Annotated in this window: 15 protein-coding genes and 1 pseudogene; 11 read left to right on the top strand and 5 right to left on the bottom strand. The window is 34.8% G+C overall.

Translation table 11 applies throughout. The features are described 5' to 3' along the window. Window positions 1-33: 33 nt before the first annotated feature. From H7350_RS07880 to H7350_RS07845, 8 genes and pseudogenes are all read left to right on the top strand, one after another. Window positions 34-146, top strand: a pseudogene (locus H7350_RS07880) (magnesium chelatase subunit ChlI family protein); the annotation flags it as partial. A gap of 62 nt (window positions 147-208) precedes the next feature. Next, window positions 209-1,327 (top strand): DUF2891 domain-containing protein, encoded by a 1,119-nt coding sequence (locus tag H7350_RS07875; protein WP_204345351.1) that lies wholly within the window; start codon window positions 209-211, stop codon window positions 1,325-1,327. Continuing rightward, window positions 1,320-2,546, top strand: coding sequence for an Nramp family divalent metal transporter (locus H7350_RS07870; protein WP_204345350.1), 1,227 nt, complete (start codon window positions 1,320-1,322; stop codon window positions 2,544-2,546). Before H7350_RS07875 ends, H7350_RS07870 begins: the two co-directional genes overlap by 8 nt. Window positions 2,547-2,551: 5 nt before the next feature. Beyond that, on the top strand, window positions 2,552-3,286 hold the full coding sequence (gene pxpA / locus H7350_RS07865; RefSeq protein WP_338105768.1) for a 5-oxoprolinase subunit PxpA: 735 nt from the start codon (window positions 2,552-2,554) through the stop codon (window positions 3,284-3,286). 8 nt (window positions 3,287-3,294) lie between these two features. Continuing rightward, complete coding sequence (gene pxpB / locus H7350_RS07860) at window positions 3,295-4,026, top strand: 5-oxoprolinase subunit PxpB (RefSeq protein ID WP_204345349.1); 732 nt, start codon at window positions 3,295-3,297, stop codon at window positions 4,024-4,026. Continuing rightward, window positions 4,019-4,867, top strand: coding sequence for a 5-oxoprolinase subunit C family protein (locus H7350_RS07855; protein WP_204345348.1), 849 nt, complete (start codon window positions 4,019-4,021; stop codon window positions 4,865-4,867). Before pxpB ends, H7350_RS07855 begins: the two co-directional genes overlap by 8 nt. A gap of 91 nt (window positions 4,868-4,958) precedes the next feature. Next, window positions 4,959-5,474, top strand: a complete 516-nt coding sequence (locus H7350_RS07850; RefSeq protein ID WP_235989293.1) for a hypothetical protein — start codon at window positions 4,959-4,961, stop codon at window positions 5,472-5,474. Between the two features lie 671 nt (window positions 5,475-6,145). Then, on the top strand, window positions 6,146-6,961 hold the full coding sequence (locus tag H7350_RS07845) for a sensor histidine kinase (protein ID WP_204345347.1): 816 nt from the start codon (window positions 6,146-6,148) through the stop codon (window positions 6,959-6,961). Here H7350_RS07845 and H7350_RS07840 read toward each other — a convergent pair. The 5 genes from H7350_RS07840 to H7350_RS07820 all read right to left on the bottom strand — a co-directional run bounded on the left by H7350_RS07840 (window position 6,958) and on the right by H7350_RS07820 (window position 11,607). Continuing rightward, window positions 6,958-7,662, bottom strand: a complete 705-nt coding sequence (locus H7350_RS07840; RefSeq protein ID WP_204345346.1) for an RluA family pseudouridine synthase — start codon at window positions 7,660-7,662, stop codon at window positions 6,958-6,960. The two genes, H7350_RS07845 and H7350_RS07840, sit on opposite strands and share 4 nt — an antisense overlap. Window positions 7,663-7,677: 15 nt before the next feature. Next, a complete protein-coding gene (gene panB / locus H7350_RS07835; protein WP_204345345.1) occupies window positions 7,678-8,496 on the bottom strand; it encodes a 3-methyl-2-oxobutanoate hydroxymethyltransferase in 819 nt (272 codons plus the stop codon). 228 nt (window positions 8,497-8,724) lie between these two features. Then, entirely contained in the window at window positions 8,725-9,357 is a 633-nt protein-coding gene (locus tag H7350_RS07830) for a hypothetical protein (protein WP_204345344.1), read from the bottom strand. Between the two features lie 137 nt (window positions 9,358-9,494). Next, window positions 9,495-10,919: an L-serine ammonia-lyase gene (locus H7350_RS07825; protein WP_204345343.1), complete on the bottom strand. Its 1,425-nt coding sequence runs from the start codon at window positions 10,917-10,919 to the stop codon at window positions 9,495-9,497. A gap of 106 nt (window positions 10,920-11,025) precedes the next feature. Next, window positions 11,026-11,607, bottom strand: a complete 582-nt coding sequence (locus tag H7350_RS07820; RefSeq protein WP_204345342.1) for a Crp/Fnr family transcriptional regulator — start codon at window positions 11,605-11,607, stop codon at window positions 11,026-11,028. A gap of 184 nt (window positions 11,608-11,791) precedes the next feature. Between H7350_RS07820 and dnaK the strand changes: the two genes are divergently transcribed. From dnaK to ahr, 3 genes are all read left to right on the top strand, one after another. Then, on the top strand, window positions 11,792-13,708 hold the full coding sequence (dnaK, locus tag H7350_RS07815; protein ID WP_204345341.1) for a molecular chaperone DnaK: 1,917 nt from the start codon (window positions 11,792-11,794) through the stop codon (window positions 13,706-13,708). A gap of 317 nt (window positions 13,709-14,025) precedes the next feature. Further along, window positions 14,026-14,544: a lipocalin family protein gene (locus H7350_RS07810; RefSeq protein WP_204345340.1), complete on the top strand. Its 519-nt coding sequence runs from the start codon at window positions 14,026-14,028 to the stop codon at window positions 14,542-14,544. Window positions 14,545-14,704: 160 nt separating this feature from the next. Next, window positions 14,705-15,709: an NADPH-dependent aldehyde reductase Ahr gene (ahr, locus tag H7350_RS07805; RefSeq protein WP_204345339.1), complete on the top strand. Its 1,005-nt coding sequence runs from the start codon at window positions 14,705-14,707 to the stop codon at window positions 15,707-15,709. Window positions 15,710-15,773 lie beyond the last annotated feature (64 nt).

Genomic DNA, 15,773 nt, shown 5'->3' with positions numbered 1-15,773 from the left:
GTACCATTACTTAATCGCATTGATATATTAAGGTTAAAAGTATACAGAACAATTGCCGATTTTGAAGGTACAGAATCAATCAAAGGAAGTCACATTTCCGAAGCCATTCAATACCTAGTATGAATCGTGAGGATTGGTTAGGTTGAATAATTCTAGAAAAGCAAAATTCTCTTAATCATGTTATGCTTTAAAATCTTAAATTTATAACATGAAAAACTATTACATCCTTTGTATTGCACTTATGATTTTAGCTTGCAATACTTCCGAAGAACAAAAAATTAAAACACCAGAGGTTAAAACAAAAATTGAGCAAGTAAAAATACCGACAATCGATTTAGAGCAAGCTAATCGTTTGGCGCAATTGCCCATTCATTGTATCCAAACCGAATATCCCAATAAGCTTAATCAAATCATAGGGAGTGATACCGATTTGCAGTCGCCTCAGCAGTTGCATCCTGCATTCTATGGGTGTTTTGATTGGCACTCGGCAGTTCATGGGCATTGGAGTTTAGTGCGTTTATTGAAGCAGTATCCTAATCTTCAAAATGCTGAGGATGCCAAAAGAATGCTTCGAGAAAATATGTCAAAAGCCAATATAGAAGCTGAAGTCACTTATTTTTTCGGACAATATAATAAAAGTTATGAGCGCACCTATGGCTGGGCCTGGTTGCTTAAGCTTGCTGAAGAATTACACACTTGGGACGCTCCTATAGCACGCGAGCTGGAAGTTAATTTACAACCGCTTACCGATTTGATTGTTGAAATGTATTTGGAGTTTCTGCCAAAATTGAATTACCCAATTCGGGTAGGAGAACATACAAATACAGCGTTCGGATTATCATTTGCTTATGATTATACAAAAACTGTTGGGAATGAGCAACTTCAATCTTTAATTGAGCAACGTGCTAAAGATTTTTATGCAACTGATGCTAATTGCCCTTTAACATGGGAGCCAGGCGGATTTGATTTTTTGTCGCCTTGTTTTGAAGAAGCTGCATTGATGAAGCGCGTCATGCCTAAAGAAGATTTTAAAATCTGGCTCAATGATTTTCTTCCACAGTTAATTGATGATAGCTTCAATTTAGAACCTGGAAAAGTTAATGATAGAACCGATGGTAAACTTGTGCATTTAGATGGTGTTAATTTTTCAAGAGCATGGAGTTTATATGAAATTGCTCGAGATTTACCAGAATATAACCATCTTAAAACTATTGCAAATCAGCATATTAATTATTCCTTGCCTAATATTGTAGGAGATAGCTACGAAGGAGGTCATTGGCTGGGAAGCTTTGCTATTTATGCATTAAACGCTGTAGAACGTGATTAAAAACTGGTTTAAACATATTGGTCCTGGACCATTAGTGGCTGCGGCATTCATTGGTCCGGGAACTGTTACAGTTTGTACTTTGGCTGGTGTGAATTTTGGATTTTCATTGCTTTGGGCAATGCTGTTATCTATTGTAGCCACTGTTGTTTTACAGGAGATGTCAGCAAGGTTGGGTATAATTTCTCAAAAAGGTTTATCAGAAATAATTACTTCTGAGATCTCTAATCCAATAGTTAAAATGTTAGCTATTATATTGATTCTTTCAGCAATCGTTATTGGTAATGCTGCATACGAAGCAGGAAATATCAGTGGTAGTGTTTTAGGCCTAGAAGCTGTTTTTGGAGAGTCAAAGTTATTGGTTTTTGGTCATTCTGTGAATGTATTTCCATTACTCATTGGTGGAGTTGCCTTTATTTTGTTGTTTATAGGAAATTATAAAATTTTAGAGAAAGCCCTGGTTTCACTAGTGATTCTTATGAGTCTTGCTTTTTTAACTACAGCTATTTTAACCAAACCAAACCTGTCTGAGGTAATTAAAGGATTGTTTGTGCCTAAGTTTTCTAATGATAATATTCTTACTGTTATCGCTTTAGTGGGAACTACTGTTGTACCTTATAATTTGTTTCTGCATGCGTCTTTGGTTAAGGAAAAATGGAAACATAAAGCAGATTTGAAACATGCTAGAAAAGATACTATTATAGCCGTGGTTTTAGGAGGAATTGTCTCTATGTGTATTATTATTTCTGCAGCTGCAATAAAAACCGCTGAAGTTACTAATGCCGCAGATTTAGCAAAAGGCCTAGAGCCACTATTTGGTCATTATTCATCTTACTTTTTGTCTTTAGGTTTGTTTGCAGCCGGAATTACTAGTGCAATTACTGCTCCACTGGCAGCTGCTTATGTGGCATCAGGATGTTTAGGGTGGAGTTCTAGTATGAAAACTAAACGATTTAGAATGGTTTGGATGTTTATTCTGGGATTGGGAGTATTATTTTCCTCTATTGGCTTTAAGTCTATTGAAATAATAAAATTTGCTCAAGTTGCTAATGGACTGCTATTACCTGTAATTGCTGGGTTTTTACTGTGGATTATGAACAAAACATCAATCTTAGGAACATATAAAAACACATTGATTCAAAATATACTTGGATTTGTGATTTTCGGAATCGCTATATTTTTAGGAGTGAAAAGTATTTTAAAAGTATTCAACCTATTGTAAAAAGTGTGATAAAAATAGATATTAATTGTGATTTAGGAGAAGGTGTTGATAATGAGGCGTTATTAATGCCGCTAATCTCGTCTTGTAATATTGCTTGTGGTGGTCATGCTGGAAATGAAACTATCATGCGCGAGGTCGTTGAGTTAGCAAAAAAGCACGATGTTAAAATTGGTGCACATCCGTCGTTTCCAGATCAAAAGAATTTTGGGCGAAAAATCATGAAGATGTCTCCTGAGGACTTACACGACAGTATTTATAAACAAGTACAGCGTTTAAAAATTATTCTTGATCAACAAGATTTACCGTTGCACCACATTAAACCTCATGGCGCTTTGTATAATCTTGCTGCTATAGATGAAGAAACTGCGACTGTCATTGTTGATGTGGTTAAACGATTTGAACCTCTTGTATTATTGTATGCTCCATTTCAATCGGTTGTTTCTCAAATAGCAACTAATGCAGGTTTAAAAGTAAGGCATGAAGCGTTTGCTGATCGAAATTATAATACTGATTTGACCTTGGTGTCTAGAACAAATCCTAAGGCATTAATACAGGATTCTGAACAGATGTTTGAACAGATTTATCACATAATTTCTGAGCAAAAAGTAACAGCTATTGATGGAGTAGAAGTGGAGTTAAAAGCGGATACATTTTGTGTGCATGGTGACGGTAAAAATGTTACCAATAACCTGAAAGATTTAATCTTGAAATTAGAGCAAAACTCTATTGGAATTTTTTAGAAGTATGTATGGGTTATAATCTCACATATCGACACTTTTCAGAACGATCAATTTTGGTAGAATGGCCTTCAGATATCAATGAAAATATACTTCGTGATGTGTTGGGTTTTAAAAATCGATTAGAACATTCTAATATTAAAGATATAGTTCAGATAAATAGTGCATATAGTTCGTTATTAGTAATTTATGTGTCTACTATAGATAATGTCTATGATGAAATAAAGAGGCTTAAAGTAGAATATTCTAGTCGTGATTGCTTAGACAGACTCGTTTTTAAGCTTTGGGAAATTCCTGTATGTTATGACAAAGAGTTTGGAATAGATTTAGAAGAAATTTCCGAAGAAAAAAACTGCTCAATATCTCAAATAATTCAGCTGCATTCGCAACCAATTTATACGGTTTATTTTGTTGGGTTTTTACCTGGTTTTTTATATCTGGGCGGATTGGATAAAGGATTGCATTTTCCGCGTAAAGTAAGTCCGAGATTACAGATAAAAAAAGGAGCTGTTGCAATTGGTGGCGCACAGGCAGGCATTTATCCAAATGCGAGTCCGGGAGGCTGGAATATCATTGGTAATTCACCTTTAGAATTTTTTAATCCAAATCATGATATCCCATGTTTTGCCAAAGCAGGTGATAACATAAAATTTATACCTGTAGATAGAGATGTCTATAATCAGATATTAATGGATGTACAAAATGGTAGGTATCATATAAAAAGTCAAGATGTATATGATTGAAGTGCTAACATCAGGTGTATTCGATACGATTCAGGATAAAGGCCGTTTTGGAGTACAAAACTTTGGTGTTCCCTATTCTGGAGTAATGGATTCATATGCTTCAAACTTAGCAAATTCAATACTTGGTAATGCTCAAGAAGCAGCTTTGATAGAATCAACTTTTACGGGACCTAAACTGAAATTTCATATCAATACCATGATATCTATTACTGGTGCGCAAATGCAACCTGCTTTAAATGGAATAGCCATTAAAAACAACACAGCAATTTCGGTTAATTCGAATGATATATTGAGCTTTGGGAAATTGCAGTATGGTTTACGTATGTATATCGCAGTTTTAGGAGGTTTTCTAACTGAAGAAAAACTTTTCAGCAGAAGCATGTATACTAATATTACATCTAAATTTAGGCTTCAAAGAGGTGATATGTTGCCTATACATTCTTCTGATGCGCGAAGATCGATCACGTTTTCAGCAATTAAAATAGATAGTGATCACTTTCATAATCCGCTAATTGATGTTTTAAAAGGTCCCGAATTTGATAAATTAAGTCCGCTTCAGCAAGAGGCACTTTATGATATCGAGTTAACGGTTTCGAATGAGAGCAATCGTATGGCATATCAGTTTAACGAACGCTTTAAAAATGATTTAGCTCCTATAATTACATCGCTAGTATTACCAGGAACTGTACAACTAACACCTTCGGGTCAATTGATTATTTTGATGAAAGATTGCCAAACTACAGGCGGTTATCCGAGAATTTTTCAATTGACAAGCGCGAGTTTAAACAGACTCTCTCAGAAGATTTTTGGTGATAAGACTCGGTTGAAATGCAAAAAATAGTAAGAAAAAACCTTGATTTTAACAAAATTAATGGTTTTGTATTGAGATTTTCAATACATTACAACGCAATTAATTCAAAACCAAACAAATTATGAAAAAATTAGTACCAATTATTTTAGGATTTATTTTAGGGGCTATAGCCATGTATTTTTATTTTCATAATATAAAAAATGAAGAAGACATGAGTAACACGCCAACACCTAAAGGAATTATTAACCCTTCACAAATTCAAGCTTTGACTGAAGCTTACAATCCAAGATATGATACTATAAGTAATAAATTTTTTGCAGGAGTAAAGGGAGGAGATAACAGATCGTCATGGTATAGCCTTGAAGATTTGAGGAACTTTCTTACCATTGCAGAGGATTCAGCAAAAGCTTCGGGATATACAATGACAGGTGTGAGACTTTATTTAGGAGCACATCCACAAGTTGGTGATGTTCCAGGTTATACAACAATGTTATTTGTACCAACAGGATATGAGCATACAGCTGAAGGCAATATGCTAAATATGTCTTTGCAGCCTACAAATCACGATTTGCCTGGTGCAAATGGTTTAGATATGGGTGGAGAAGGAGATCCTCCTGGTGCTAATTATCCGCAATAATATAAAATTTTGAATGCTTTTCTATACGAACATAGGTCTGTAATTACCAAGTTTTTTGAGGTGCTTTGTGCTGTCTCAGGGACTTGGTATTTAAGAAAAACTAAAAATGAAAAGCTGAAAATTTTCGTTTATTATCTATGGCTTACCGTAATTGTTGAAACACTTGGCGTTTATAAAACGTTTTTACAAGATAACTATGATTATTCATGGTTTATAGCTTGGAAGAATAGCGTATTTTGTCAAAATACGTGGCTCTATAATATCTATTCTTTTTTAGGAGTTGGTCTGTTAGGAATATTTTATTCAGACTTATTACATAGCAAAACTTATAAACTCATCATTAGAAGTATTGTCATTATATATGCAGTATTTTCAATGATTTATTATACATATACGGATGCTTTTTTTGTTATGGGCTTACCTTTTGACAATATTTTGGCATCAGTCATAGTATCGATATACGTGATTTTATATTTTGTTGAGCTGATGAATAGTGATTTTATATTACAATACTACAAGCTCCCGTCGTTTTATATTAGTGTAGCATTATTATTATGGAATTTATGCACCACACCATTATTTATTTACAATAGTTATTTTACGCCGTTCAATACAGAATTTGTAAATTTCAGACTATTACTATTACTGTATATTAACATTTTTACATATTCATGTATTTCATTCGGTTTTTGGTATTCGCTCAAGAAGAGCAAGAAATAATTAAAGAACAAATAGCTTTAATTGGCTATATGGTTTTTGCCGTGCTGCTACTTGCAGTAATGGTCATATTGTTTTTTGTGACTTTTCAGAAAAGAAAAAACAAACTTTTAATAGAACGTGTTGAGCAACAAAAGGCTTTCGATGACGAAATATCTCGTACGCAATCTGAAATACAAGAGCAGACCTTAAAGCATATTGGATGGGAGCTACACGATAATGTAGGACAATTATTAGCCTATGCAAGTATGCAACTTAATATGTTAGAGTCTAGTGTTTCAGAAGATATAAAAGGAAAGCTTACCGAAACATCAGATATAGTAAAGGAAAGTTTAAAAGAAGTTCGTTCCTTATCAAAATCTTTAAATAATGATGTGATTTTAAACATAGGTTTTGAAGAATCTATTACTAATGAGCTCAATCGTTTAAAGCGTATGAAGTTTACTTCTGCTCAATTAGAAATTAGAGGCGATAAACGAGCATTGAATGACAGAAAACATGAAATTATTATTTTTAGAATTTTGCAAGAGTTCTTTTCTAATGCTGTAAAGTATTCGGAAGCTGATAATCTGAAAGTGATTTTAGATTACCAGCCTAAGCAACTTATCATTCAAGCCTCTGATGATGGTATTGGTTTTGATGTCGCTTCCGCAGAAAAAGGGTCGGGACTTATAAATATGAAAAGCCGTGCAGAACTTATCGATGCGAAGTTTACATTAGTATCCAAGCCTGATGAAGGTGTATTGCTAACTATTAGCTATCCGTTTTAATCATCACATGCCTTCCAAATAGGATCATTTGGTAGTGGAGCAGTTACGTTAATGATTTCTTTTGATACGGGATGAATAAATTCAAGTCGCCTAGCATGTAAACTTATACCAGCATCTTTATTACTTCTTTCAAAACCATACTTTAAATCACCTTTAATTGGTGAACCGATACTTGATAACTGACTCCTGATTTGATGGTGTCTGCCAGTTTCTAATTCGACCTCTAACAGAACATAATTATCTAGAGACTTTATTGTTTTGTAGTGCAGTATAGCTTTTTTACTATCCTTAACCTCATTAGTATAAGCAGTTGATTTGTTATTTTTAGGATTTTTTTTCAGCCAATGAATTAATGTGTTTTGAACTGGTTCTGGTGGCTGTTTGACAATAGCCCAATAGGTTTTTTTTGCTTTCTTTTCAGCAAATAGTTTATTCAGTCTTGGTAACGCCTTACTGGTTTTCGAAAACAAAACAATACCTGTAGTTGGTCTGTCTAATCGATGCACAACCCCTAAATAAACATTTCCGGGTTTATTGTATTTATCTTTAATATAACCTTTAACTACATCGCTTAAAGGCTTATCTCCAGTTTTATCGCCTTGTACTATATCACCAGCACGCTTATTTACGATGATGATATGATTGTCTTCGTAAATGACCTGAAGATTATTTTTATGAGATATAATTTTATCTTTTGACAAGTTTATCAACCTTAATTAATACTGCTCATTGTCATTTGGAAAGTCTATCGCTTTGACATCATCAACATATTGACCTATCGCTTTGGTCATGTCTTCGTATAGATTCATGTAACGACGTAAAAATCGCGGATTGAATTCGTGAGTCATTCCAATCATATCGTGTAAAACCAAAACTTGCCCGTCAACACCAGCTCCAGCGCCAATACCAATTACAGGGATGGATACACTTTTTGCAACCTCTTCAGCTAATTTTGCAGGAATTTTTTCTAGTACAATACCAAAACATCCAGCTTTTTCAAGCATAATGGCATCTTCTTTTAATTGTTGTGCCTCTTGCTCTTCTTTAGCACGAACGGTATAAGTTCCAAATTTATAGATAGATTGTGGTGTTAATCCTAAATGTCCCATTACAGGAATTCCTGCATTAAGAATTCGTTTAATTGATTCTTTGACCTCTTTTCCGCCTTCCATTTTAACCGCATGACCACCAGATTCTTTCATGATTCTAATTGCAGAACGCAACGCTTCTTTAGGGTCACTCTGATAACTTCCAAAAGGCAAATCGACTACTACCAAAGCTCTGTCGATAGCTCTAACTACAGAAGAGGCATGATATATCATTTGATCTAAAGTAATTGGTAAAGTCGTTTCATGTCCAGCCATTACATTACTTGCCGAATCTCCAACTAGTATAACATCAACACCTGCTTCATCAACAATTTTAGCCATTGTATAATCATACGCTGTAAGCATTGATATTTTCTCTTTATGTTGTTTCATCTCAATGAGAGACTTTACTGTAATTCTTTTATAATCTTTTTTTGCTACAGACATATTCTAAAAATTAATTATTCGTAAAAATACAGAGATTTGTTATACTTTATTTATTCTAAGACTTAAAAACTAATAATTTTATAGTTTATCATAAGTTTTCTGAAAAGTAACAATATGTTTTAAGCGATCTCTTGTGTAAGATTTATACTAATTTCTTTAAAATAATATGTATGATTAACCTAAAGGAAAACAGTTGTTGTAAATGATGCTGAAGTTGTTACCCGATAATTATGTTTTGATTAATTGATTGCCCAAGCGGCGTTTTTTTTTCTGAAGTCTGTAATTGTTAAAATCATTAAGCGCCTCGATGAGATTATTTTTAGTAGCGCTTTTATCACCTTGGAAATTGGCCTGATAGGTATGTTTAGGATATATGATTGCTGTATGACCTGCTGTAAGTTTGGTATTGATTAGGGTTCCGAACTCTAGGGCATCATTTGAAACAGCAGCAATAAAGGTTGATGGTTGCTTAGGACTTTCACCAACATAAGCAAAAATGGCATCACCATTTGCATTAAGACGCAATTCACCAATTGAAAATCCATAATTTGTTGTTGGTGATGTTTTGATGTTTTTAAACTGAATTTCTGTATTTGATGGAATCGTCTGGTCTCCTGAACTCCAAACGAGATTTCCTTCACCTAAATTAAAATGATTTCCATTCCATTCAGCATCTGTGAAGTAAATTACAGTATGAGGTTGAAGTTGCTTTAAAGTGATAATAGAAAAATAATCATCACCTTTACTGTTATAAGATACAAATGCAATATCTCCACGATGTAACTTATCAGCTTTTTTGTTATAAACAAGTAATGATATTACAATTACTGATAATAGGATTAAAATTTTAAACTCTTTCATCTTTAAATATTTAATGATTAAATATCTAAAAGACGTATAAGCCTAAAATGACTTAAGTTTTAATAAACTGTAAATTTGAATATAGCAACTTTATTATTGCGTTAAGCAGAAGTTAAGGGTGTTAACTGCATATTAAATTAACAATCACTTAAATGCACACCTACAGCTAAACCACCTTCACTGGTTTCTTTGTATTTAGTGTTCATGTCTTTAGCGGTTTCCCACATGGTGTTAACTACTTTGTCTAATGGTACTTTAACGTTGCTAGGATCGGTGTCTAATGCCAACTCACAAGCATTGATGGCTTTTATGGCACCCATGGCATTACGTTCTATACATGGTATTTGAACTAATCCTCCAATAGGATCACAGGTCAACCCTAAATGGTGTTCCATGGCAATTTCGGCAGCAATTAAAACCTGTTCTGGTGTGCCTCCAGACAATTCACATAAGGCACCAGCAGCCATTGCAGAAGACACGCCAATTTCAGCTTGACAACCTCCCATAGCAGCACTTATGGTTGCTCCCTTTTTGAAAATACTTCCTATTTCACCTGCTACCAATAAAAAACGTTTGATGTCTTCAAAATTACCATCATGATTTTCTATCACCAGATAATACATTAAAACTGCAGGAATCACTCCAGCACTACCATTTGTAGGTGCGGTTACAACACGACCTAATGACGCATTAACCTCGTTAACAGCTAATGCAAAACAGCTCACCCATTTAAGGATTTGTCTAAATTTTACTTCAGTATTTCTAATGGCGTACAGCCATTCAACAGGAGTGGTGTAGGTTGCAGAACCTTTTAAGCTTTGGTGCATGTCGTATGCACGTCGCCTTACATTGAGTCCGCCAGGTAAATTACCTTCCGTATGACAGCCTGTGTACATACATTCTAGCATGGTATCCCAAATACGCTGGAGTTCGGCATCTATAGTTTCAATAGGGCGAATGGACTTTTCATTTTCTAAAACGACTCCAGAAATAGGGAGTTTTAAATCTTCACAAAACTTTAAAAGTTCCGTTCCTGTAGATATCGGATATGGGAATGTGCAGTAAAAAATTATTTTATTGGCTTTTGATACTTTTCGTTCTTCTTGAACCACAAATCCACCACCAATGGAGTAGTAGGTCGATCGGTAGCGTCGTCCATTAATATGTGCCGAAAATGTTAATGCATTGGCATGAAATGGTAAGAATTTTCTATTGAATATAATGTCTGTTTTAATATCAAAATTTATAGGGATTTCATTATTAAACAAAAGCGTATTTGTGTTTTTGATAGCTGCTATAATGACATCAATGGTTTCAACAGGAACGTACTCTGGATCAGTACCGCTTAAACCTAAAAGTACGGCATAATCTGTGGCATGACCTTTACCTGTTAACGATAGTGATCCATAAAGATCAACGGTGATTTTCTCAACCTTATCAAATTTCTTCGTGTCTTTGAGTTCTTTAATCCAACGTTCGGCAGCACGCCAAGGTCCTAAGGTATGAGAACTTGAAGGACCAACGCCTATTTTTAGCATGTCAAATACAGAAATACACTCCATTAACTAAAGGTTTTGATGGGTCAAATATATAGTAATTCTATTGAATTTTATATGCTTAATTTGGGTATTAAAGCCGTATTGTTTTACAAAATGTTATCAAATCCTATTAATAGAGTTTTGAGCGTATGCGACTTAACTGTACAGGCGTAATATTGAGGTAAGACGCAATTTGATATTGAGGAATAAGATTCTCAATATTTGGAATACGTTCTTTTAGTTTTAAATACCGTTGTTTCGCATTCATAGATGAAATGGCGATGAAAGCACTTTCGCCTTCAATGAACAAAAACTCCAGATAGCGAGAATAGAATTTAAGGACCTCTGTATTTGTATTGCATAACTCGACAAAAGCTTCATAATTAATTTCATAAATATGACAATCGGTTAAGGTTTCATATGTAAACTCTGAAGGTGTATTTGTAAGCATAGAGGTAAACGATGCAAAAAACTCAATAGGAGTAAATAAGGTTTTAGTGATTTCTTTACCATTTTCCATCATCAGATAGGAGCGAAGTACACCTTTATTAATTAGAAAGAGTTTTTTGCTTACTTCACCTATACTAACCAATTTGGTGCCTGCTTTAATCTCTTTCAATTCAGCTATAGCAAAAAGCTTATCATACACTTTTCTAGACAGAGGATAAAAAGAGCACATTAAATCATAATTAACTTCATAATAGTCAATCATAAGTGCAATGGGTTTTATTATAATTATGTCAATATAAAGATATACAATTAAACTCAATTTGAATATACTGTGACATCATGTCATATTTTTTGTCATGGCATAATCATTGTCATATAGATTACGAATAAAAAATAAACATAACATTTCCGAAGTAAAGGAAATAGATAACACTAAATATAAAATTATGAGTAAGATTATTGGAATCGATTTAGGAACTACAAACTCTTGCGTTTCTGTAATGGAAGGAAATGAGCCAGTAGTAATCCCAAACGCTGAAGGTAAAAGAACAACGCCTTCGGTTATCGCCTTTGTAGAAGGTGGTGAAATTAAAGTTGGAGATCCAGCAAAAAGACAAGCAGTAACAAACCCTACAAAAACAGTTTATTCAATTAAACGTTTTATGGGGAATAAATATTCTGAATCTAAAAAAGAGGCAGAGCGTGTACCATATAAAGTGGTAAAAGGTGACAACGATACACCAAGAGTTGATATCGACGGTCGTTTATATACACCACAAGAATTATCAGCAATGATTCTTCAAAAAATGAAAAAAACTGCTGAAGACTATTTAGGTCAAGATGTAAGTGAAGCTGTAATTACAGTACCAGCTTACTTTAACGATTCACAACGTCAGGCAACTAAAGAAGCAGGTGAAATTGCAGGTTTAAAAGTTCGAAGAATTATCAACGAACCAACTGCAGCTGCTTTAGCTTACGGAATGGATAAAAAAGGAACTGACCAGAAAATCGTCGTTTTCGATTTTGGAGGTGGAACACATGATGTTTCTATCTTAGAGTTAGGTGACGGTGTTTTTGAAGTATTAGCTACAGATGGTGACACACACTTAGGTGGTGATGATGTTGATGAGAAAATCATCAACTGGTTAGCTGACGAGTTTAATTCTGAAGAAGGGATTGATTTACGTAAAGACCCAATGGCGTTACAACGTTTAAAAGAAGCGTCTGAAAAAGCAAAGATTGAATTATCATCTTCTGCACAAACTGAAATCAATTTACCATATGTAACGGCTACAGCTAGTGGACCAAAGCACTTGGTACGTACATTAACACGTTCTAAATTTGAACAGTTAATCGACGACTTAGTAAAGCGTACTATTGAGCCTTGCGAATCTGCTTTAAAAGCTGCAGGTTTATCTAAGAGTGATATTGACGAAGTGATTTTAGTTGGAGGTTCAACACGTATCCCAGCAGTTCAGGCTGCGGTAGAGAAATTCTTCGGAAAAGCGCCTAGTAAAGGGGTGAATCCTGATGAAGTTGTATCTCTAGGAGCAGGAATCCAAGGTGGTGTATTAACTGGTGATGTAAAAGATGTTTTATTATTAGACGTAACACCATTATCTCTTGGTATTGAAACGATGGGGAACGTTATGACTAAATTAATTGAGGCTAATACTACGATTCCTACTAAGAAATCACAAGTATTCTCAACAGCTGCAGATAATCAGCCATCGGTTGAAATCCACGTATTACAAGGAGAGCGTCCTATGGCAGCAGATAATAAAACAATTGGTCGTTTTCACTTAGACGGAATTCCACCAGCACAACGAGGTGTTCCTCAAATTGAAGTCACTTTCGATATTGATGCTAATGGTATAATTAAAGTGTCTGCAACTGATAAAGCTACTGGAAAATCTCAGGATATTCGTATCGAAGCTTCTTCTGGTTTAACTGAAGAAGAAATTGCTAAAATGAAGCAAGAAGCTGAAGCGAATGCTGATGCCGATGCTAAAGCAAAAGAAACAGCTGATAAATTAAATCAGGCAGATGCAATGATTTTCCAAACTGAAAACCAGTTGAAAGAATTTGGTGATAAATTATCTGATGATAAGAAAAAGCCAATTGAAGAAGCGCTTGAAGAATTGAAGAAAGCTTACGAAACTAAAGACATAGCTGTCATTGAGCCTGCTTTAGAAAAAATCAACGAAGCTTGGAAAGTGGCTTCAGAAGAAATGTACAAAGCACAAGCCGATGCTCAAGGCGCTCCTGAAGGAGGACCAACTGATGCTGGAGCTGGTGCTAAAGGACAAGCTGCAGACGAAAGCAGTGATGTTGAAGATGTAGATTTCGAAGAAGTAAAGTAAGTAGTGAACCAAGTTTTGCCTGAGGGCAAAACTTGTGCGAATCACTTATCCCGAACTCGTTTCGGGATCTCACAAAACAAAGCGTCATGCTGAACTTGTTTCAGCATCTCACACAATTGTCATTCCGAGCGAAGTCGAGGAATCACACAAGAATAATTACTTAACCTTTAAAAAGCGCAACTAGAAATGGTTGCGTTTTTTTTGCTTTTAATAAAAAATATATGCAATTGTATCTCTGAAAATATATAATTTATGATTTTTACACGCTAAAATTTAATTATAAGTTTAAGTTTGTAATTACAAAAACTCTATTTATTATGAAAAAATTAAATCTATTATTCATAGCGCTTGCTATGGTACTAACAGCTTGTTCCAGTGATGACACTAATCCTCCAAACACTGAAGGTGATCTTTTAGGAACATGGATTGGACAAGATGTGCAGTACACAGGAACATCTGCTACAGAAGTTCAAGGGCAATCCATTACTGCCGATTTTGTCGGTGACGCTTACGACGTGAATTACACGTTGACATTTACTGAAAACCCAAATGAGGTTGTTGCAGATGGGTCTTACAGTATTGAACTCACAACAACAGCACTTGGTCAATCACAAACTCAAAATGTGGAAGATTTAGAATTCTTAAATAGCGGTACCTGGAGTAGATCAGGCAACCAACTAAGCATTACTGATAATGGGGAAACAACAGTGGGCACTATTGTTGAACTTACAGTTAACACTTTAAAAATTGCAGTTACCGAAACCGAAGATGTAGTAGAGCAAGGCATTAGTGCTTCAAGCAATATAGATATTGAAATGACTTATACAAGAATGTAATATTATCTTATTATAGATTATTAAACGCAATTCGAAAGGGTTGCGTTTTTTTGTCTAGGTCTATTAAAAATATAAATCTTAACAAGCTATTAGTAGCGAATTAAAACTTTGGTTTGTATCTTACAGCTATTAGAAAAAACTATTAAAAAGAAGAAAATATATGAAAGTAAACGCATACGCAGCAAAAGAAGCTAAAGCACAATTAGAACCATTTGAATATGAATTTCCAGAAATTAGTAACGAGCAAGTGGATATTAAAGTGCATTATTGCGGACTTTGTCATAGTGACTTGAGTATGATTAATAATGATTGGGGAAATTCGCAATACCCATTAGTACCTGGTCATGAAATTGTTGGTGAGGTCATTAAATTAGGTAGTGAAGTTAAAGGCTTGAAAGTGGGTGACAAAGTAGGCATGGGCTGGTACTCAGCATCTTGCATGCATTGTAATCAATGTATGGATGGAAAACAACATCTATGCAGTGATGCTGAATCTACAATCGTTGGTCGTCATGGCGGATTTGCAGATCATGTTCGTGGTCATTGGTCCTGGGTGACCAAACTTCCACAAGGAATTGATATGTCTAAAGCCGGACCATTATTTTGTGGTGGCATTACTGTATTTAATCCTATAGTGCTTTCCGGAGTGCAACCTACAGATAAGGTTGGTGTGATTGGTATTGGTGGTTTAGGTCATATGGCACTTAAGTTTTTAAAGGCTTGGGGTTGCGAAGTCACAGCCTTTACCTCTAATAAAGATAAAGCCGACGCGCTTAAAAAAATGGGTGCACACCATGTTGTAGATTCAACAGATTCTGATGCTCTCGAAAGTATTGCCGGAAGCTTAGATTTTATTCTAAATACAACGAATGTAAAATTAGACTGGAATTCCTTTTTAACCACATTAGCACCACAAGGAAAATTGCATACGGTTGGAGCGGTTTTAGAACCAATGGAAATTCCTGCATTTAGTATGATCGCTGGTGAGAAATCGGTTGGAGGTAGCCCATTAGGAAGTATCGCTTTAACCAGAAAAATGCTGGAGTTTTGTGTTCGTCATGATATATACCCAATAGTTGAAGAATTTAAATTGGAAAACGTCAATGAGGCGATTCAACATTTAGAAGACGGAAAAGCACGCTTTAGAGTTGTACTTAAAGCATAAAAAAAGGTATTAACTGAATGTATAGATAATTAAAACGCAACTTTACGGAGTTGCGTTTTTTTAT

It is taken from the genome of Psychroserpens algicola (assembly GCF_014526325.1).
In the GTDB taxonomy this organism is placed as follows: Bacteria; Bacteroidota; Bacteroidia; order Flavobacteriales; family Flavobacteriaceae; genus Psychroserpens; species Psychroserpens algicola.
The sequence above is the reverse complement of the archived record's forward strand: the minus strand, read 5'-3'. Positions and strand labels throughout refer to the sequence as shown.

Excerpts from the sequence above, each read along its gene's own strand:
- panB (WP_204345345.1), bottom strand. The coding sequence starts at position 8,496 with ATGTCTGTAGCAAAAAAAGATTATAAAAGAATTACAGTAAAGTCTCTC.
- dnaK (WP_204345341.1), top strand. The coding sequence starts at position 11,792 with ATGAGTAAGATTATTGGAATCGATTTAGGAACTACAAACTCTTGCGTT.
- H7350_RS07830 (WP_204345344.1), bottom strand. The coding sequence starts at position 9,357 with ATGAAAGAGTTTAAAATTTTAATCCTATTATCAGTAATTGTAATATCA.
- pxpB (WP_204345349.1), top strand. The coding sequence starts at position 3,295 with ATGGGTTATAATCTCACATATCGACACTTTTCAGAACGATCAATTTTG.
- H7350_RS07850 (WP_235989293.1), top strand. The coding sequence starts at position 4,959 with ATGAAAAAATTAGTACCAATTATTTTAGGATTTATTTTAGGGGCTATA.
- H7350_RS07825 (WP_204345343.1), bottom strand. The coding sequence starts at position 10,919 with ATGGAGTGTATTTCTGTATTTGACATGCTAAAAATAGGCGTTGGTCCT.
- ahr (WP_204345339.1), top strand. The coding sequence starts at position 14,705 with ATGAAAGTAAACGCATACGCAGCAAAAGAAGCTAAAGCACAATTAGAA.
- H7350_RS07820 (WP_204345342.1), bottom strand. The coding sequence starts at position 11,607 with ATGATTGACTATTATGAAGTTAATTATGATTTAATGTGCTCTTTTTAT.
- H7350_RS07845 (WP_204345347.1), top strand. The coding sequence starts at position 6,146 with ATGTATTTCATTCGGTTTTTGGTATTCGCTCAAGAAGAGCAAGAAATA.
- H7350_RS07855 (WP_204345348.1), top strand. The coding sequence starts at position 4,019 with ATGATTGAAGTGCTAACATCAGGTGTATTCGATACGATTCAGGATAAA.
- H7350_RS07875 (WP_204345351.1), top strand. The coding sequence starts at position 209 with ATGAAAAACTATTACATCCTTTGTATTGCACTTATGATTTTAGCTTGC.
- H7350_RS07810 (WP_204345340.1), top strand. The coding sequence starts at position 14,026 with ATGAAAAAATTAAATCTATTATTCATAGCGCTTGCTATGGTACTAACA.